This window comes from Enterobacter sp. V87_3, assembly GCF_029967835.1.
Lineage (GTDB): Bacteria > Pseudomonadota > Gammaproteobacteria > Enterobacterales > Enterobacteriaceae > Enterobacter > Enterobacter cancerogenus.
On record NZ_JASCAM010000014.1, the window covers coordinates 112,151 to 129,680 of the forward strand.

Below are 17,530 nucleotides of genomic sequence, written 5' to 3' on the forward strand. Positions count from 1 at the left end.
AATGCTTCAGATTAGTTCTTCAGAACCCACGCTTCTTTCCAGTGAGCGCCAACGCCTGGCTCATACTGGTTTGCCGTTGGGCTGTACTGCACGCAGTAGCCGCTGTAAGGGAAAGGCTTACACTGGTAAGTCTTGCCATTTTTTGGCTGCAATACCACGGTACCTGCTTTGTACGACCCGATGTTCTGCGGGAAGGTGAAGTCGTAGCTGCCGGTGTTACCGCTTGCAGAATCTTCTTCCAGCATCAGGTTCAGCACGTCCTGAGCGAACATCGTGCCGTCTTTGTTGGTCGCGTAGTACTTCAGCATGTGGTGGCCCGCGGTCACGTCGGTCAGGTTCATGGTCACGTCCTGGTTGGCGTTATTCATGTCCTGCTTCACATAACCTTTTTCCGCACCCATGTGGTTCATGACGTGCGCTTCCAGGTTCACGTCACCGTGGGTATTCACGTGGAAGGTGACGGTTGCGTTGCCGTTTTCAATTTTGCTGTACTGCAGGTTAGATACGGCGATGGTTTCGCTCACGTCAGCCTGCTGCTCTTCATAGGAGATAGCAACGGACTTCAGCTGGCTGCCATCTTTCACGAACACGCTGTTTGCGCCGTGAACCGGGTTAATTTCACCGCTTTCATCTTTAACACCAACGCGAACGTCGCCGTGTGCGTTGTTGATCTGCTGCGCCAGGTCGTAAGACCACTGGTTCGCATCACCCTGTTCAGCAGAGGCGATGGTCAGTTCAGTGCGCATAGAGGCCACTTCGCCGTTTGCGTCGAAGAAGCGTGCGATCACTTTGTCGCCTGCGTTCAGGTTATTACCTGCGATCTGGCCGTTCAGCGTCTTAGTCCACTCGGACACGACAAGTGGCGTTTCGTCTGGCGTCACGTTGCCGCCGTTACCGAAATCAACGTCGATAGCCTGGTAGAAGCTGTTAGAGGTATCGGCAATTTCCCAAACGCCATAAATAACCTGGTAACCGGTACGCTCAGGCACATTACAATTCATTGTCTGACGCTGGGCAGGTGCCTGACCATTACCGTTAACGGTACAGAATGGCGTTAATTCGAATTGATCGCGGGTCAGCGGTTTATTCGGGTTCCAGTTTTGTTTGGTAATATAATAACGCCAGTTAGTCGTTTTATGTGGCGCAGTATGATACCAGACGAACTGGTGTGGACCGGCCGTCATAGGGCTTTTCGTCCACGCATTCAGGCTCTGTTTATCGAGCTGGGAATACTGAGAAATACCGGCGCTGGCGAGTTGACCATCAGGCGGCATCGCGCCAGTAGGGAAACCGGAGGATTTTTCCACGCTCTGCGGTTCGTACTGAACGGTACCGCAATCAATATTTTGACCGAGCTTACACATATAAGCACGGCTGGCTGGAGACTCAATATATCCATGAGCAAATGCAGAAGAGGCAACGGTCAATGTTGCGATTGCAAATGCGATTTTTGAAAGTTTCATTACTCGTCCATTAAAAGAAAGTATTACTTGGCGAATAAAGTCTAATAATGGACAAGGTTATATGTCATTTTATACAGAGAGTAAAAATGGTCGAAATAAAAAAGGCAGCCGTAGCTGCCTTGAATTCATTGAAATATATTATCGACGTACGGCGATCGCTTCAATTTCAATTTTCACGTCTTTTGGCAGACGCGCCACTTCCACGCAGGAGCGCGCCGGGAAGGTCGCGTTATGCTCGGTGAAGAACGCTTCGTAGGTCGCGTTCACGGTCGCGAAGTCGTTCAGGTCTTTAACGAAAACGGTCGTTTTCACGATATCGCCCACTTTCAGGCCCGCTGATTCCACAATCGCCTGCACGTTTTCCAGTGACTGACGCGCCTGTGCGGCTACGTCTTCCGCCACTTCACCGGTTTTTGGGTTCACCGGGATCTGACCGGAGGTGATGATCATGCTGCCCAGATCAACGCCCTGAACGTATGGGCCAATAGCGGCTGGTGCATTTTCCGTCGCGAGTACTTTGCTCATGTTTTCTCCAGAATTACAGCGTTAAGAATGTTCCCGGCCATTATAACAGCCGGGTTTTCATTACCAACCTCAATTAGTTGGCCAGCACCACATAATGAGAAAACTCTTTTTCACAGTATTTGCATTTGAGTGCGATGTCGTTCGCGCGCTTTTTCACTGCAAAACTGGATGAAACTGGCTCAGCATGGCTGATGCAGTTGCTGTTCGGGCAGACCAGCACGCTCTCAATACGATCCGGCAGGCTCGGGCGGGATTTGCCCACCACGTCATAGTTGTCGATGCGGTTCACCGTGGCGTCCGGCGCGTACAGGGAAAGCTGGTTGACCTGCTCGTCGGTCAGGAAGGTGTTCTCGATTTTGATCAGGTCTTTGCGGCCCATTTCGCCCGACGGCAGGTTCAGGCCGATGGTGATGCGCTGGTCGGTTTCGGTCAGTTTGAACAGGGTCAACAGCTTAAAGCCGACCTGCGCAGGGATGTGGTCAATCACGGTGCCACGTTTGATGGCTTCAACCTGGAGTTTGTTATCGTGTGTCATTGTCGTTTCCCCTTACAGAGCCAAATCGCGATTCAGAACCAGTGCCAGTAACGCCTGGCGAGCGAAGATGCCGTTCCCGGCCTGCTGGAAGTACCAGGCATGCGGGGTTTTATCCACGTCGGTGTTGATTTCATCGATGCGTGGCAGCGGGTGCAATACCTTCATGTTGTCGCGCGCCCCCTCGAGGTCGCTGGCGCGCAGGACAAACTGTGCCTTCACGTTGGCATATTCAGACGGATCCAGGCGCTCTTTTTGCACCCGGGTCATATACAGAATATCGACGTTGCCCACCACCTCTTCGATGCTGGCGTGCAGGCTCCACGCGATGCCTTTTTCATCGAGCATGTCGAGAATGTACTGCGGCATCGCCAGCGCGTCCGGGGCGATAAAGAAGAAGCGGTTGCCGTTAAATTTCGCCAGCGCCTGGGTCAGGGAGTGAACGGTGCGGCCATATTTCAGGTCGCCGACCATGGCGATGTTCAGGTTTTCCAGCGTGCCCTGGGTTTCCTGAATGGTGAACAGATCCAGCAGGGTCTGCGTGGGATGCTGGTTCGCACCGTCGCCGGCGTTCAGCACCGGAATGCCGCCGGAAAATTCGGTCGCCAGACGGGCGGCCCCTTCCTGCGGATGGCGCATGACAATCGCATCAACGTAAGTACTGATAACCGAAATGGTATCCGCCAGGGTCTCGCCTTTTTTACCCAGCGACGTGTTGCTGCTGTCCGAGAAGCCCACCACGCTCGCGCCCAGGCGGTGCATGGAGGTTTCAAAGGAGAGGCGCGTGCGGGTCGAGGCTTCAAAGAAGCAGCTCGCGATCACCTTGTGCTTCAGCAGCTCCGGTTGCGGATTCGCTTTCAGTTTTGCCGCGGTTTCCAGAACCAGTTCCAGCTCTTCGCGGCTGAGGTCGTTTATGGAAATGATGTGTTTTTGATAAAGCGGATTCATGTTTATCTCCTGACGCCGGGCAAAAAAAAGCCCCTCAAATGAGGGGCTCTGGGAATAGGGTACGCAACGGGAAGAAAAACGGCAGGCCAGCGTCTGATTTCAGACGCGGTAAGACGATATGTCGTACACGCTTGACCATGCTTCCTCCCGGCAAATTGTCGGGCATTATACGCACCCCGTTATGCGGATCAAGCGATTTAATGCACGCTTTACTCAATGCAAACGGTTCTTTGTGAATATTAATGCGTTCTGAGTAAATAATTAATTTGCTTATGCACCAGTGCGGTGCGCTTCACGACACGCGGTGCCACCCAGACGATACTGCTTCCGGCAACCACGCCTAAAATTTCCGGTAACTGGTGATAATCCAGAATACGCGCCACCGCGCGGCCATATCCGGCGACGGTATGGATAAGGATAAATTCGCTATTGTGCTCCACGCTGACCACCATTTCGGAAACGGTGCGCGCGGCGTCGGGGGCAGGGCGCAGCTGTGGATTCAACGAATAAATCTTTAGCCCTTTGGCATTTCGAATTTTTATGACTCCGAGCAACTTCAGCAGGCGCGAAACGGTGGACTGGCTGATGGTCTCAAAACCATGTTCCTGCAGGTCGCGGCGGATCTCCTCCTGGGAGAGATAGCTCTTTTCGGCGATCAGACGCTGGCACACCGTCAGCTGTAGTTGCTCTTTGGGTGAGTACTCTTCGTAATCCATCATATTTACCCTATCAGTTCCCGAAATAACCGGTGGCGCTGCACCGATCCGTAGGCCGGACAGACGCAGCGCCATCCGGCAAATTACAACAATGCACCCAGGCTTAACGCCACCATAATCACCACCGTCAGGATCGCCAGCAGCGGCGCCACCCATTTGAGATAACGCACGTAAGGCACGCGGGCGATAGCCAGCCCGCCCATCACGACGGCAGAGGTAGGAGTGACCAGGTTAACGATGCCGGATGCCGACTGGTAAGCCGTGACCACCAGGTCGCGGTTGACGTTAGCGAAATCGGCGAGCGGCGCCATGATCGGCATCGTCAGTACGGCCAGGCCGGACGAAGAAGGCACAAGAAACGACAAAACCACCTCCAGCCAGTACATCACGTTGATGAACGCCACCGTTGATAAGCCGGTGACCAGACCTTCCGCACTGTGCAAAATGGTGTGGGTAATCATGCCCTTATCCATGATGACTACGATACCGCGCGCGATGCCGATAATCAGCGCGACGCCCAGCAAATCTCGTGCGCCGTTGATAAACGTGGAGGTCAGCTCCTCCTCACTCATGCGGGCGATCAGGCCCACGATAATCGCGCTGGCAAGGAACACCGCCGAGATTTCCGCCATCCACCAGCCGAGCACCGCCACGCCGTAGATCATCACCGCGAAGGCGAGCGCGAAGATCAGCAGGATAAGTTTACGCACCGGGGTAAATTCCAGCGACTGCTCGCCCTTGTTGCCGAGGAAGTGGGCGAGGTTCTCCTCCTGCTTGTCCGCAACGATGGAGAGCGACGGATCCTTGCGCACTTTGCGGGCGTAACGCATTACCCACGCCACGCAGATGAGCCAGCCAATCACCAGCAGCGCCACGCGTAAGGCGATACCGTTGGTGAAGGGGATCCCCGCCGCGTTGGCGGCGATCACCGTGGCGAACGGGTTAATGGTGGAGCCGAGCGTACCGATCCCCGCGCCGAGCAGGACGGTGGAGGCCGCAACCACCGGATCGAAACGGGCGGCCAGCATCACCGGCACCAGCAGGGTGTAAAATGGCAGCGACTCTTCAGCCATGCCATAAATCGTGCCGCCTGCGGCAAACAGCGCCATCAGGATCGGGATCATCCACTCTTCGCGTCCGCGAAGGCGGGTGGTGACGCGCTCGATCCCGGCGTCGATCGCCCCGGTTTTGGTGACGATCCCGAGAAAACCGCCGATGATCAGGATAAACAGCGCGACGTCGATCGCCCCGGCCTGGCCGGATTCCGGATCGTACAGCCCGGCGATCGGTGCCATCAGCACGGAGACCAGTCCCTGCGGATGCGCTGCGACGTGCGCGTAGGTGCCGGCCACCGGTACCTCTTTACCGAGCGCCTCGTTCATCGCCATGTGGTACTGCCCGGCCGGTACAATCCACGTCAGCACGGCAACCACGGCAATCAGGAAAAAGAGAATGGTGTAAGCGGAGGGAAATTTGAACTTGCCCATGATGTTCTCCTCAACCCGGCGCACCCGCGGTGCGCCGGGCGGTGATTAGTCGCCGAGTGTCGCCACCATGACCGCTTTAATGGTGTGCATGCGGTTCTCTGCTTCGTCGAAGACGATGGAGTTCGGGGACTCAAAGACCTCTTCCGTCACTTCCAGCCCCTTCAGGCCGTAGGCCATCTCGATTTCGCGGCCCACTTTGGTGTGCTCGTTGTGGAACGCCGGCAGGCAGTGCATGAACTTCACGTTCGGGTTGCCGGTGGCCTTCATCACGTTGGCGTTGATTTGGTACGGCGTCATCAGGCTGACGCGCTCGGCCCAGGCCTCTTTCGGCTCGCCCATCGACACCCACACGTCGGTGTAGAGGAAATCGGTGCCCTGCACGCCTTCTTCCACGTCGTCGGTCAGCGTGATGCGCGCCCCGGTCTCTTTGGCGATGGCCCGGCACTGCTCAACCAGCCCGGCCTCTGGCCAGAAGGATTTCGGTGCGACCAGGCGAATATCCATCCCCATTTTGGCCGCGCCGACCATCAGCGAGTTGCCCATGTTGTTGCGCGCGTCGCCCAGGTAGGCAAAGCTCAGTTCCGGCAGGGTTTTGCCCGGAGCGTGTTCCAGCATGGTCATCAGGTCGGCGAGGATCTGCGTCGGGTGGAACTCATCGGTCAGGCCGTTCCACACCGGCACGCCCGCGTACTCGCCCAGCTCTTCCACAATCGCCTGGCCGAAGCCGCGATATTCGATGCCGTCATACATGCGTCCCAGCACGCGGGCGGTGTCTTTCATCGACTCTTTATGGCCAATCTGCGATCCGCTTGGGCCGAGGTAAGTCACCTGCGCGCCCTGGTCAAATGCGCCCACTTCAAACGCGCAGCGGGTGCGGGTGGAGGTTTTTTCAAAGATTAGGGCGATGTTTTTACCGACTAACGTCTGCTTTTCGCGTCCGGCTTTTTTGGCGGCCTTAAGCTCGATGGCAAGGTCGATCAGGTACTGGATCTCGGCGGGGGTGAAGTCCAGCAGTTTCAGAAAGTTGCGGTTTTTCAGGTTGATGGTCATGGGTAAATCCTTTTTGAAATTTAGCTGTCTGTTGCCCTCACCCCGGCGGTTATATTCCCTCTCCCTGAGGGAGAGGGTTAGGGTGAGGGGGAAAACGTCTCAGTTACGAATCAACGTGCCTTTCTCGCCCGCCAGAATCTCTGCCCCGTCGGCCAGGGCGCCGATCCCGGCGATGCCGCCGCAGGCTTCAACGAACTCGCGGCAGGCGGCCACTTTCGGCCCCATCGATCCGGCGTCGAACTGCATATCGTTCAGTAACGCCGGCGTGACCTGTGCCAGCGGACGTTGGGTTGGTTTGCCCCAGTCGAGGTAAACCGCGTCAGCATCGGTCAGGATCAGCAGGGCATCGGCCTCTATCTGGCGCGCCAGCAGCGCGGCGGAAAGGTCTTTGTCGATCACCGCCTCAATGCCGCGGTAGCCGTTGGCGTTTTCCACGACCGGTACACCGCCGCCGCCGTTGCAGATCACCAGATGGTCGCGCTGGATCAGCGCCGTGATGGCATCGCTCTCAACGATGCGTTTCGGCTGCGGGGAAGGCACCACGCGGCGGAATGCGCTGCCGTCGGCCTTGAATATCCAGCCTTTTTCTGCCGCCAGCGCCTTCGCCTGCGCGTCGGTGTAGATCGGGCCGATGTACTTGGTCGGGTTGGTAAACGCCGGGTCGGCGGGGTCCACCTCCACCTGGGTAAGCAGCACGCTCACCTCGCGCTGGGGCAGGTTGTTTTTCAGCGCCTGCTGGAGCATGTAGCCGATCATCCCCTGGCTTTCCGCACCGAGGATGTCGAGCGGGTAGGGGGTAACTTTGTCGTAGGCGCTGTTTTGCAGCGCCAGCAGCCCGACCTGCGGCCCGTTACCGTGCACCAGCACCACGCGCCACTGCGCCGTCAGTCCGGCGATGGTGCGGGCCGCGAGTTCGATGTTCTGGCGCTGGATCTCCGCTTCCAGCGGCTCGCCGCGCTTGAGCAGCGCGTTGCCGCCGAGGGCCACAACCAGAGTGGGTTTACGTTCCATAGTGGCTCCTTTAAATCCCGTCACGTTCCAGCGGGCAGCTCATGCAGCGTGCGCCGCCGCGTCCGCGTCCCAGTTCGTCGCCCGGGATAGGCAGTACGGTTATCCCGGCTTTGTCGTACTTCTCGTTAGTCCAGATGTTGCGCTCGTAGCCGATCACCACGCCCGGGCGGATGGTCAGGACGTTGTTGGCGTCGTTCCACTGCTCGCGTTCGGCTTCAAAGGCATCGCCGCCGGTGGTGATCAGGCGCACCTGGTTAATGCCGAGGGCTTTTTCGATGGCGTGCAGCAGGTCGGTTTCCTGGGTGCGCAGCAGGCCGCCGCGTCCGTCCGGGGTGAGCGTCCAGCACTGGGCATCTTTGCGCACCACTTCCGGGTAGACGGAGAACGTGTCCACGTCGATGTGGGTCATGACGGTGTCGAGGTGCATGCAGGAGCGGTGTTTCGGCAGTTCAACGGCGATCACCCGCTCGGCCTGGCGATGCTGGAATAAACTGTTCGCGAGGAACTCGACCCCCTGCGGCGTGGTGCGTTCAGACAATCCGATTAATACCGCCCCGCGGCCAATCACCAGCACATCACCGCCTTCTAAGGTGGCGTGGTCGTAATTAATATTTTCGTCGCCGAAGTATTTAATAAAATCGCCGTCGGCAAACGCCGGGTGCCAGCGATATATTGCCCGCAGGTTATTGGTTTCACGCTGACGTGCCGGTTTAGCCATTGGGTTAATTGACACGCCGTTATAAATCCAGCAGGAGGTGTCGCGGGTAAATAAATGGTTGGGCAGCGGCTTCATAATAAAATCATTTGCCGTATGGGTATCGACAACCATATTTTTAATCGCGGCAGGAATTTCGCCGTAGGTTAATCCGCCGCTTAAACGACGTGCCAGCTCGCGGTGCGGCATATCTGCCAGCCAGCCGCGCACGTCGGTGGCAAAGGTGGGCCCAAGGCGATAATCGGAGATTTGCGTCTCCAGCAGCCACGCTTTTGCTTCTGCAATATCAAGCGTTTGAGTAAGAAGGTCGGTCAACAGCAGGACTTCCACACCCTGCTCACGCAGCGTGTTTGCGAAGATGTCATGCTCCTCACCCGCCCGCTCGACCGACAGAACATCGTCGAATAACAGCTCCTGGCAGTTCGACGGCGTTAACCGTTTCAGGCTTAAATTTGGGCGGTGCAGCATAACGCTACGCAATTGACCAATTTCAGAACCGACGTAATGCTTTTCCATAATTATTCCTTAAACCGTTTTTTCAGAATAAAAAGGGCATGCGCCATGCGGTGTAATTAACTCCATGGCGGCTAAGCTCAATTGATTTCGAGATTCATACTAGGCGGTTGAATAATCGTTAATGTGATATTGCTCACGCGAAAAGCGATATTACGAGGTTTGTTTTCAATTGCATGATTCGAATCAGATAATGATTAATTGGCTATTATTTGCGGATGAATAGCTAAGCATGATCTATTGGCTTTATTCGAGGTTGTTATTAATTTGTAGATGGCAATCTTTTGAAATAATTAGATATCATGCTGATTTAAAAGGATTTTAATCAGGGGTGAGAATGGCTATGCATTATTCACAATTATCTATTTTTGACTTAAGGAAAATCCATAAATAATTATTGAATTTTTCAGCACATAACCAAAAGAGTAAAGTGTGAGGCGACACGGAGTTTTGTTATTAATCATTTAAATTCAGTTGGTTAAGTTTGCTGTGCGATCGCGCCGAGCAGGGGTTATGCATAACCTCTGCATAATTGCCTGTGGACGACATACAAATATTTAACACAATTCCCGATAAACATGCGTTCGCGCAAAATTCGTATAAAAAGGGGTGGTATGGCAGTCTGAATTCTCGTATAAAAGATTAAAATGAAACACTGTTTTATATTGAGGGTTTGAACATGATTATTGGCAACATCCACCATCTACAACCCTGGCTGGCCGAAGAGCTGCGTCAGGCTATCGAACACGTTAAGGCACACGTCACCGACGCAACCCCGACCGGCAAGCACGATATTGACGGCAACAGTCTGTTTTACCTTGTTTCAGAGGACATGACCCAGCCGTACGCCGAACGCCGCGCCGAGTATCACGCGCGCTATCTGGATATTCAGATCGTCCTCAAAGGCCAGGAGGGGATGACCTTTAGCACATTGCCGCACGGTACGCCGGACACCGACTGGCTGGCGGATAAAGACATCGCCTTCCTGCCCGAGGGTGAGCAGGAGAAAACCGTGGTGCTCAGCGAAGGGGATTTTGTGGTGTTCTGGCCCGGCGAAGTGCACAAGCCGCTGTGTGCGGTGGGTGCGCCTGCGCAGGTGCGTAAGGTTGTTGTGAAGATGCTGGTGGGGTAAGACCCCTCACCCACAGGGAGAGGGTGTAAAAGTACCCTCTCCCTGTGGGAGAGGGTAAGGGTGAGGGCACCAGGCCGCAGAGGACTAAACTACTCCCCAAGCGTCGCCACCATCACCGCCTTAATCGTATGCATCCGGTTTTCCGCCTGGTCAAACACGATGCTCGCCGGTGACTCAAACACCTCGTCCGTCACCTCCATCCCGCCGTGCAGATCGAACTCTTTCGCCATCTGCTTGCCGAGCGTGGTCTGGTCGTCATGGAACGCGGGCAGACAGTGCAGGAACTTCACGTCCGGGTTGCCGGTCAGTGCCATCATCTGCGCATTCACCTGATAGCCGCGCAGCAGCGCAATCCGCTCCGCCCACTTCTCTTTCGGCTCGCCCATCGACACCCACACGTCGGTATAGATAAAGTCCGCGCCCTTTACGCCTGCCGCCACATCTTCCGTCAGGGTGATCTTCCCGCCGTGCTTCTCTGCCAGCGCGCTGCACTCCGCCACCAGGCTCGCTTCCGGCCAGCAGGCTTTAGGGGCCACCAGACGCAGATCCAGCCCGGTCAACGCTGCCGCTTCCAGCATCGAGTTGCCCATGTTGTTGCGCGCATCGCCCGCATAGACCAGCGTCATCTCGTTAAATGCCTTGCCCGGCAGGTGCTCCTGCATGGTGAGCAGGTCAGCCAGCAGCTGCGTTGGGTGGAACTCGTTGGTCAGCCCGTTCCACACCGGCACGCCTGCATATTGCGCCAGCGTTTCGACCACATCCTGGCCGTGACCGCGGTACTGAATGCCGTCGTACATCCGCCCAAGCACGCGCGCGGTATCCTTAATTGACTCTTTATGCCCAATCTGGCTACCGCTCGGCCCTAAATACGTAACGCGCGCGCCCTGGTCAAATGCGGCAACTTCGAAAGAGCAACGTGTACGGGTCGAGTCTTTTTCGAAGATGAGCGCGATGTTTTTACCGGTAAGTTTTTGTACTTCCTTGCCCTTTTTTTTATCGGCTTTGAGCTGTGCGGCAAGGGTCAGCAGAGAAGTGAACTGTGCAGGGGTAAAATCGAGCAATTTCAGAAAGTGTTTTTTGTACAAATCGGACATTTTATCCTCGCATGGCAAACGCCACTTATTGAATTAAAATTCACTTTATATGTGTAATTATTCATTTGCAACCCTGTTTCACAAATCTTTCTTACAAAGGTGGAGGCAAACACGTCCGTGTGTGAAAATAGAAGTATCTGCCGCACTTTAAAGAGGATTGAGCCATGGCAAACCCGGAACACCTGGAAGAGCAACGCGAAGAGACGCGCCTGATTATTGAAGAACTGCTGGAAGACGGTAGCGATCCGGACGCGCTGTACACCATTGAGCACCATTTCTCTGCTGACGATTTCGACGCGCTGGAAAAAATGGCGGTAGAAGCCTTCAAACTTGGTTACGAAGTGACCGAGCCGGAAGAGCTGGAAGTGGAAGAGGGCGACACCGTCATCTGCTGCGATATCCTGAGCGAAGGCGCGCTGAAGGCAGAGCTGATCGACGCCCAGGTTGAACAGCTGATGAACCTGGCCGAGAAGTTTGAGGTGGAGTACGACGGCTGGGGAACCTACTTCGAAGATCCGAACGGTGAAGAGGGCGAAGAAGGCGACGACGAAGATTACATCGACGAAGACGACGACGGCGTACGTCACTAAGCGTTTCAGGCGGTGGCGCGTGCCACCGCTTTTTTCAAGGCAGAACCATGGATTACCCGCAGATACTCGCCCCCGTACTCAACTTCCTCCAGTGCCCGACCCCGCAAGCATGGATTGATAAAGCCCGCGACCCGGCAAACCTGCCGCTGCTCCTCACCGATCACATGGTGTGCGAGCTGAAGGCCGCCCAGACCGCGCTGTTGCTGGTGCGCAAATACGTCGCCGACGAAAGCGGGGCCGACGCGCTGCTCGACTGGCTCAAACCCTACGAACTGTTCACCTTCCGCGACGGCCCGGAACCCGATTTCATCGCCCTGCACAAGCAGATTGGCAAAAGCGTAATGCCCAAAACCGACGACCCGTGGGGACAGGCGCTCATCGACAGCATGGTGCTGCTGATCAAAGAGGAGCTGCACCATTTCTGGCAGGTGCGCGAGGCGATGCTGGCCCGCAACATTCCGTACGTCAAAATCACCGCCAGCCGCTACGCCAAAGGGATGCTGAAAGAAGTACGCACCCACGAACCGCTGACGCTGATCGACAAGCTTATCTGCGGGGCCTACATTGAAGCCCGCTCCTGCGAACGCTTTGCCGCGCTGGCCCCGTTCCTCGACGACGATCTGCAGAAGTTCTATCTCTCGCTGCTGCGCTCCGAAGCGCGGCATTATCAGGACTATCTGGCACTTGCCCAACAGGTGAGTGATAACGATATCTCACCGCGCATACAGCATTTTGGTGAAATTGAAGCCACACTTATCACGACACCGGATAACGAGTTTCGCTTCCACAGCGGCGTGCCGGTGTAAACCGGCTGAGCTAAAGGATAAGGATGCGAGATGAAAAAAACGTGGATCGGTACCGTCGTTGTTGTTGTCGTGGCTGCCGCTGTGGCGTTCTGGGTGTTCTTCGACAAGCAGCAGCAGAGCGCTGAACAGCAGTTAAACGCCACCCTGAACGAGATGCCCGCCTGGCAGGTGATCAAGGAGCAGGAACCCGTGCTGCATCAGCGCATTCTTGATCAGATTGCCGCCCTGCAAAAAGCCGGTGAACCGGAGCAGCAGATTATCGACACCATCCAGCCGCAGATCCTGCATCTGCAGATGAGGCGTCTGCAAAACGCGCCGGATGCCAGCGTGGTGAACTATATGACCATCAATATGGAGCAGACCGCCGCTATCCAGAAGGTGAGCGACGACGCCTGTTTCCGCTTCCTCTATCCGGCGGTGAAGGGCGGCATCAACCCGATGCGCATGCTTGATAAAGAGATGATGTCCCGACGCATGCAGGCCGACGCCGACATGATGCGCGCCGCCTACGGCAAAAATCACCACACCGTGACCCAGGCAGAACGTGAAACGGCTGTCGCTGACGTGCGGCCGATTATGAAAGATCTTGCCGATAAGTACGGTGAGGACATCCAGCTGCTGCAGATGCCGGAGAAGGCGGTGGGCAAAGAGAAGCTCTCCTGTGACATGGTGCAGGAGATGTGGGCGAAGGTGCTGAAGCTGCCGGAGCAGAAGGCTGCAGGGGTGATTCGCCTCGCGGTGTCTGAGCTGGAGTAACAAAGGGCGCTGGTTTTTTGGGCACTTAGCGTGGGTTTAGCGCGACGTCGCTTGCATGGCGGCGCGCGACAGGTATAATCCACAACGTTTCCGCATCCCCTTCAGTGCCGAAGTGGCGAAATCGGTAGACGCAGTTGATTCAAAATCAACCGTAGAAATACGTGCCGGTTCGAGTCCGGCCTTCGGCACCATCGGAACATCGATAGACGTCAACGGACGTCTTTTTTTGTGCCTGAAATCCAGTATTTAGCCATCATTCCCGCTATATTAACTCTCTCAAGGTCAACCGACATCAATGTACATCTACCAACAGATGTTGGTACAGATGATGGTATTTCCGGTTCGATAATGCTTGTACCAACAGGGAGGGGATAAGCATGGCGTTAACAGATATCAAGGTCAGAACAGCCAAGCCAACGGATAAGCAATATAAGCTGACCGATGGCAGTGGTATGCACCTTCTTGTCCATCCAAATGGTTCAAGATACTGGCGTCTGCAGTATCGCTTTGGTGGAAAGCAAAAGATGCTGGCTTTGGGTGTATATCCTGAAGTGTCTCTTGCAGATGCTAGAGCTCGTCGTGATGAGGCTCGTAAGTTGTTGGCAAACGGCATCGATCCGGGAGACAAAAAGAAAAATGATAAGGTTGAGCAGGAAGACGCTCGTACTTTCGAACAACTTGCTATTGAGTGGCACGCCACGAATAAAAAGTGGTCGGAAGAACATAGCCGACGAGTGCTGAAAAGCCTGGAGGACAATCTCTTTCCAGCCATTGGCAAACGTAATATTGCCGAACTTAAAACACGGGATTTGTTAGCCCCGATAAAAGCCGTAGAGTTGTCTGGACGTCTTGAGGTCGCGTCACGGCTGCAACAGAGAACTACCGCAATAATGCGTTATGCCGTACAGAGCGGTTTGCTTGACTACAATCCTGCGCAGGAGATGGTAGGTGCCGTTGCTTCAAGTAACCGGCAGCATCGACCGGCGTTAGAGTTGAAGCGTACCCCTGAACTGCTTCAGCGCATTGGCAGCTATACCGGTAGGCCTCTGACTCGCCTTGCCGTTGAGCTAACCCTCCTTGTATTTATTCGTTCAAGTGAACTGCGTTTTGCTCGTTGGTCTGAGATCGATTTTGAAACCTCGATGTGGACGATCCCAGCAGAGCGAGAAGCTATTGAAGGGGTGAAACACTCCCATCGAGGCTCAAAAATGCGTACACCTCATTTGGTGCCGTTATCTCGTCAGGCGTTAACAATCCTTAAACAGGTGCACAAACTTAGTGGCGATCGCGATTTTGTTTTCATTGGCGATCACGACCATCGTAAACCGATGAGTGAAAATACGGTAAACAAGGCTCTGCGCGTTATGGGTTATGACACTAAGATAGAGGTTTGTGGGCATGGTTTCAGGACGATGGCATGTAGCTCGTTGATAGAATCGGGATTGTGGTCGAGGGATGCGGTTGAACGGCAGATGAGCCATATGGAGCGTAACTCTGTGCGTGCGGCTTATATTCATAAGGCCGAGCATCTGGATGAGCGCAGATTGATGCTGCAGTGGTGGGCTGATTTTCTTGATGCGAATCGTGAGAAGGCGGTGAGTCCGTTTGATTATGCCAAATTAAGCATGGAATGATTAGATGTATTTAAGGTATGTGTCTGACATACCTTATTTTTTTCTTTAACATGGCTTCTGATGCGGTGTTCGTTTTTGTAATGAAATCTGTTGTTCAATGCCAAAAACTCATATTGTAAGCTTGGTTCAAGTGATAGGTAGTTTTACACTGTTTCATCAGAAAAGCAGCATCTGAGATTTAGCCATTAATTCAGATAGAAGCGTTCTTACTGTTACATTAAAGGCAGGAGCCATGACTAGTCGCCCACAGATGATTATTAATGTTCTTCAGGCTAATCCTGATGAGCAATTTACAGCCCGTCAGCTTGCCCAAAAAATCATTGATCACTATAGCGCAGAGCTTGCTGTAAAGCGTCAAAATCCTCGATTCGCCAGTGATGAAGATTTCTTGAGTCAAATAGCTGCTGAAGTCGGTGGGAGCAGAACCGTTCAGGCAAAAGCGATGTGTCCTCAGGTTATGACGCGTGACAAACCTCGGCCCAGACTTTATTACTGGGGTAAGGAAATCGATAATGGCATGCAACAAGAGTCATCTTTTGATATTGCTCCGACTCCGTCTGCTGAGACGGTAGCTTTTTCTGAGCATGCTCTTTACCCGCTTTTGATTGAGTACCTTTCTGAAGAAGAAGAATTGCTTTGCCGGCGTATCGATGAAAAGCGTTCAAGCAACAACAAAGGTCTTGGGGCAAACCATTGGCTTTATCCGGATATTGTTGCTTTGCAGCCTCTTGATAAAGGTTGGGATAGCGTTGTGCAAAACTGCGTACGGTATAGCGAAGGGCGTTTAATCCGTCTGTGGTCTTTTGAGGTAAAACGTCAGCTTAACCGTAGCAATGTTCGAGAATGTTTCTTCCAGGCAGTGAGCAATTCAAGCTGGGCCCATTTTGGTTATCTTGTCGCGACCGAAATAAATGAAGATAAGCAGCGTGGTGTAGAAAGAGAACTGCAGATGTTGTGTGCATTGCATGGTATTGGTGTGATCCTTCTTAATCCGCAAGATCCCGGTAATAGTCAAACGCTGATTCCTGCACGAGAGCGAACAAGTATTGATTGGCAATCCGTCAACCGCTTGGTGGTTGAGAACAAGGATTTTAAAGAGTTTATCGATCTGGTTTCAGATTATCACCAGACAGGAAAAATACACAAAGCGCTCTGGAATAGATAATTTGCTCTAATGTTTCAATAAGAAATATGATTGCGAAATAGACGTAATGTGAATGGATGAACAGCGAGGTATTTAGAATTAGTAAGATTTAAAAGTTCTTTCTGCGAATTGATGGGGTAGTAAATATGATAAAGGTGAGCGTGTGCGTGCTCACCAAATGCAATAGAATAAATTTATACAAATGGGGGTAGTTTACCAAAACTGTTCTTTTAAAAAACATCGCTTATTTTTGAGATTAGTAGCTAATAAACTACAATCTACAATGTGGCAAAAAAAATATTACTAACTGAGATTTATATTGGGTAGTGGGGTGTTCAGAACAACCAGAGGCAAACACCCGTGCAGTGAAAGGTAACGATGGTGATGTAAAGCTCAATTGCGCTCTGTGGGCTATGGCTAAGAATATGCTTTATCTACTCCGATATAACGAAAATTAGGCCTTACCAAAAAGATAAGACCTAACTTAAGAATTATATTGGGCCATACAAAGCGTCAATAAAGGGGTTAGAAGGTAATCCAATCACCAATGGTGTAATGCTGATACGAGACTGATCAATATGATTAACAATACCTAATCCAGCAAAATTCCCACGCCCACCTGAAGGTCGGAATTGGACAAAAGCAGTTGTAGTAGTAACCCAGCGAGGATCAATAATAAGCGTTGCCTTTATCCCTGAAAAAGAGGTGTAGATTTGCGGATCTTTCGAAGCATCCCCACGAATAGCCTGTGCATATGCGCCTAAAGAACTTGGCATTTCTATATTCTTTGTGCGGAATTGCTGATCGAAGGCAACAATTGCCCCCCTGGCCTGATTTCCAAGCTTTACTAGTTTTTCAGCAGTAATGGCTTTTACCTCTATCTTTTTAAAGAGATTTTCAAATGCCATCATCAGGTAATTTAAATTCCATCCTAACTCGTGTAATGCAATAATTTTATTGTATTCAGATAGATCAACTTTAATGCCTGCGTGGGCGGCTAGGGTTAACAGCCTTGGAATATTTAGATAGTAAAAATTATGTAATTTGGTCTTCCAGGGATTTTCAACTTTAAATTTTTCTTCTAACCAAAGGGAATGCTCTCGTTGGATTTTATGAAGACGCTCTATAGGGAAATTGTCTACCCCAGAGTCAATTTCTGTGTGATGATTACAACAAAGAAGTAACAAGTTTGATTCATGATTCCTTTGCTTAAGATTCAGTGGTGAATCTCCTCTTGGGCCTTCTGGCTGCTCTGCAACAATATGAGCCACCTCTCCAATAAACTGAGATGATAGTCCATTTTCGTCTTCTACTAGGAGCCTTTCCCTGCAAATTGCGCAGCAGCCACCATCTCTGACCCAAACAATCCGTTTTACTCTTTGGCTAATGGGCATAGCACGTTTACCTAACTAAT

19 protein-coding genes and 1 tRNA gene are annotated in these 17,530 nt (G+C 53.0%); 7 read left to right on the forward strand and 13 right to left on the reverse strand.

Features of this window, described 5'->3' with window-relative positions; genetic code table 11:
• Positions 1–11: 11 nt before the first annotated feature.
• The 10 genes from gbpA to arcA form a co-directional block, all read right to left on the reverse strand.
• Entirely contained in the window at positions 12–1,463 is a 1,452-nt protein-coding gene (gbpA, locus tag QLG21_RS06640) for an N-acetylglucosamine-binding protein GbpA (protein ID WP_282484100.1), read from the reverse strand.
• 138 nt (positions 1,464–1,601) lie between these two features.
• Positions 1,602–1,988 (reverse strand): 2-iminobutanoate/2-iminopropanoate deaminase, encoded by a 387-nt coding sequence (ridA, locus tag QLG21_RS06645; protein ID WP_006179088.1) that lies wholly within the window; start codon positions 1,986–1,988, stop codon positions 1,602–1,604.
• A 73-nt stretch (positions 1,989–2,061) separates the two neighbouring features.
• Complete coding sequence (gene pyrI, locus QLG21_RS06650; protein WP_282484101.1) at positions 2,062–2,523, reverse strand: aspartate carbamoyltransferase regulatory subunit; 462 nt, start codon at positions 2,521–2,523, stop codon at positions 2,062–2,064.
• Between the two features lie 12 nt (positions 2,524–2,535).
• The gene (gene pyrB, locus QLG21_RS06655; protein WP_006179089.1) at positions 2,536–3,468 is read right to left on the reverse strand and encodes an aspartate carbamoyltransferase; all 933 of its coding nucleotides are present in this window, start codon (positions 3,466–3,468) and stop codon (positions 2,536–2,538) included.
• A 34-nt stretch (positions 3,469–3,502) separates the two neighbouring features.
• The gene (locus tag QLG21_RS06660) at positions 3,503–3,607 is read right to left on the reverse strand and encodes a pyrBI operon leader peptide (RefSeq protein ID WP_006179090.1); all 105 of its coding nucleotides are present in this window, start codon (positions 3,605–3,607) and stop codon (positions 3,503–3,505) included.
• Positions 3,608–3,707: 100 nt separating this feature from the next.
• Positions 3,708–4,187 (reverse strand): arginine repressor, encoded by a 480-nt coding sequence (locus tag QLG21_RS06665; RefSeq protein ID WP_042322591.1) that lies wholly within the window; start codon positions 4,185–4,187, stop codon positions 3,708–3,710.
• An 80-nt stretch (positions 4,188–4,267) separates the two neighbouring features.
• Positions 4,268–5,671, reverse strand: coding sequence for a YfcC family protein (locus QLG21_RS06670; RefSeq protein WP_058609569.1), 1,404 nt, complete (start codon positions 5,669–5,671; stop codon positions 4,268–4,270).
• A 45-nt stretch (positions 5,672–5,716) separates the two neighbouring features.
• On the reverse strand, positions 5,717–6,721 hold the full coding sequence (gene argF / locus QLG21_RS06675) for an ornithine carbamoyltransferase (RefSeq protein WP_006179093.1): 1,005 nt from the start codon (positions 6,719–6,721) through the stop codon (positions 5,717–5,719).
• 99 nt (positions 6,722–6,820) lie between these two features.
• Positions 6,821–7,732: a carbamate kinase gene (arcC, locus tag QLG21_RS06680; RefSeq protein WP_006174238.1), complete on the reverse strand. Its 912-nt coding sequence runs from the start codon at positions 7,730–7,732 to the stop codon at positions 6,821–6,823.
• A gap of 10 nt (positions 7,733–7,742) precedes the next feature.
• Positions 7,743–8,963: an arginine deiminase gene (gene arcA / locus QLG21_RS06685; RefSeq protein WP_006174237.1), complete on the reverse strand. Its 1,221-nt coding sequence runs from the start codon at positions 8,961–8,963 to the stop codon at positions 7,743–7,745.
• 676 nt (positions 8,964–9,639) lie between these two features.
• Between arcA and QLG21_RS06690 the strand changes: the two genes are divergently transcribed.
• Positions 9,640–10,092, forward strand: coding sequence for a YhcH/YjgK/YiaL family protein (locus QLG21_RS06690; RefSeq protein ID WP_101738331.1), 453 nt, complete (start codon positions 9,640–9,642; stop codon positions 10,090–10,092).
• An 89-nt stretch (positions 10,093–10,181) separates the two neighbouring features.
• Here QLG21_RS06690 and argF (QLG21_RS06695) read toward each other — a convergent pair whose 3' ends face one another.
• The gene (gene argF / locus QLG21_RS06695; protein WP_102891509.1) at positions 10,182–11,186 is read right to left on the reverse strand and encodes an ornithine carbamoyltransferase; all 1,005 of its coding nucleotides are present in this window, start codon (positions 11,184–11,186) and stop codon (positions 10,182–10,184) included.
• On the reverse strand, positions 11,156–11,251 hold the full coding sequence (locus QLG21_RS06700; RefSeq protein WP_213826104.1) for a hypothetical protein: 96 nt from the start codon (positions 11,249–11,251) through the stop codon (positions 11,156–11,158). The genes argF (QLG21_RS06695) and QLG21_RS06700 overlap by 31 nt, the downstream gene beginning before the upstream one ends.
• A 99-nt stretch (positions 11,252–11,350) precedes the next feature.
• Between QLG21_RS06700 and rraB the strand changes: the two genes are divergently transcribed.
• From rraB to QLG21_RS06730, 6 genes are all read left to right on the forward strand, one after another.
• Complete coding sequence (gene rraB, locus QLG21_RS06705; protein WP_137272908.1) at positions 11,351–11,776, forward strand: ribonuclease E inhibitor RraB; 426 nt, start codon at positions 11,351–11,353, stop codon at positions 11,774–11,776.
• 47 nt (positions 11,777–11,823) lie between these two features.
• Positions 11,824–12,582 (forward strand): tRNA isopentenyl-2-thiomethyl-A-37 hydroxylase MiaE, encoded by a 759-nt coding sequence (gene miaE / locus QLG21_RS06710; protein ID WP_282484102.1) that lies wholly within the window; start codon positions 11,824–11,826, stop codon positions 12,580–12,582.
• A gap of 30 nt (positions 12,583–12,612) precedes the next feature.
• Complete coding sequence (locus QLG21_RS06715) at positions 12,613–13,338, forward strand: topoisomerase II (protein ID WP_137849696.1); 726 nt, start codon at positions 12,613–12,615, stop codon at positions 13,336–13,338.
• Positions 13,339–13,444: 106 nt separating this feature from the next.
• Positions 13,445–13,529: transfer RNA gene (locus QLG21_RS06720), tRNA-Leu, on the forward strand.
• Positions 13,530–13,715: 186 nt separating this feature from the next.
• Positions 13,716–14,972, forward strand: a complete 1,257-nt coding sequence (locus tag QLG21_RS06725) for an integrase arm-type DNA-binding domain-containing protein (RefSeq protein WP_282484103.1) — start codon at positions 13,716–13,718, stop codon at positions 14,970–14,972.
• A gap of 232 nt (positions 14,973–15,204) precedes the next feature.
• Positions 15,205–16,137, forward strand: coding sequence for an HrgA protein (locus QLG21_RS06730; protein WP_282484104.1), 933 nt, complete (start codon positions 15,205–15,207; stop codon positions 16,135–16,137).
• 470 nt (positions 16,138–16,607) lie between these two features.
• Here QLG21_RS06730 and QLG21_RS06735 read toward each other — a convergent pair whose 3' ends face one another.
• Positions 16,608–17,510 carry an HNH endonuclease signature motif containing protein gene (locus tag QLG21_RS06735; protein WP_282484105.1) on the reverse strand — a complete coding sequence of 301 codons (903 nt, stop codon included), beginning with the start codon at positions 17,508–17,510 and terminating at the stop codon, positions 16,608–16,610.
• Positions 17,511–17,530 lie beyond the last annotated feature (20 nt).

Bases quoted from the DNA above. Each gene is read 5' to 3' on its own strand.
- QLG21_RS06715 (WP_137849696.1), top strand. From the start codon at position 12,613: ATGAAAAAAACGTGGATCGGTACCGTCGTTGTTGTTGTCGTGGCTGCC.
- arcA (WP_006174237.1), bottom strand. From the start codon at position 8,963: ATGGAAAAGCATTACGTCGGTTCTGAAATTGGTCAATTGCGTAGCGTT.
- QLG21_RS06725 (WP_282484103.1), top strand. From the start codon at position 13,716: ATGGCGTTAACAGATATCAAGGTCAGAACAGCCAAGCCAACGGATAAG.
- QLG21_RS06690 (WP_101738331.1), top strand. From the start codon at position 9,640: ATGATTATTGGCAACATCCACCATCTACAACCCTGGCTGGCCGAAGAG.
- QLG21_RS06670 (WP_058609569.1), bottom strand. From the start codon at position 5,671: ATGGGCAAGTTCAAATTTCCCTCCGCTTACACCATTCTCTTTTTCCTG.
- gbpA (WP_282484100.1), bottom strand. From the start codon at position 1,463: ATGAAACTTTCAAAAATCGCATTTGCAATCGCAACATTGACCGTTGCC.
- argF (WP_006179093.1), bottom strand. From the start codon at position 6,721: ATGACCATCAACCTGAAAAACCGCAACTTTCTGAAACTGCTGGACTTC.
- QLG21_RS06665 (WP_042322591.1), bottom strand. From the start codon at position 4,187: ATGATGGATTACGAAGAGTACTCACCCAAAGAGCAACTACAGCTGACG.
- rraB (WP_137272908.1), top strand. From the start codon at position 11,351: ATGGCAAACCCGGAACACCTGGAAGAGCAACGCGAAGAGACGCGCCTG.
- miaE (WP_282484102.1), top strand. From the start codon at position 11,824: ATGGATTACCCGCAGATACTCGCCCCCGTACTCAACTTCCTCCAGTGC.
- QLG21_RS06730 (WP_282484104.1), top strand. From the start codon at position 15,205: ATGACTAGTCGCCCACAGATGATTATTAATGTTCTTCAGGCTAATCCT.
- QLG21_RS06660 (WP_006179090.1), bottom strand. From the start codon at position 3,607: ATGGTCAAGCGTGTACGACATATCGTCTTACCGCGTCTGAAATCAGAC.
- argF (WP_102891509.1), bottom strand. From the start codon at position 11,186: ATGTCCGATTTGTACAAAAAACACTTTCTGAAATTGCTCGATTTTACC.
- QLG21_RS06700 (WP_213826104.1), bottom strand. From the start codon at position 11,251: ATGAATAATTACACATATAAAGTGAATTTTAATTCAATAAGTGGCGTT.
- pyrB (WP_006179089.1), bottom strand. From the start codon at position 3,468: ATGAATCCGCTTTATCAAAAACACATCATTTCCATAAACGACCTCAGC.
- pyrI (WP_282484101.1), bottom strand. From the start codon at position 2,523: ATGACACACGATAACAAACTCCAGGTTGAAGCCATCAAACGTGGCACC.
- ridA (WP_006179088.1), bottom strand. From the start codon at position 1,988: ATGAGCAAAGTACTCGCGACGGAAAATGCACCAGCCGCTATTGGCCCA.
- arcC (WP_006174238.1), bottom strand. From the start codon at position 7,732: ATGGAACGTAAACCCACTCTGGTTGTGGCCCTCGGCGGCAACGCGCTG.
- QLG21_RS06735 (WP_282484105.1), bottom strand. From the start codon at position 17,510: ATGCCCATTAGCCAAAGAGTAAAACGGATTGTTTGGGTCAGAGATGGT.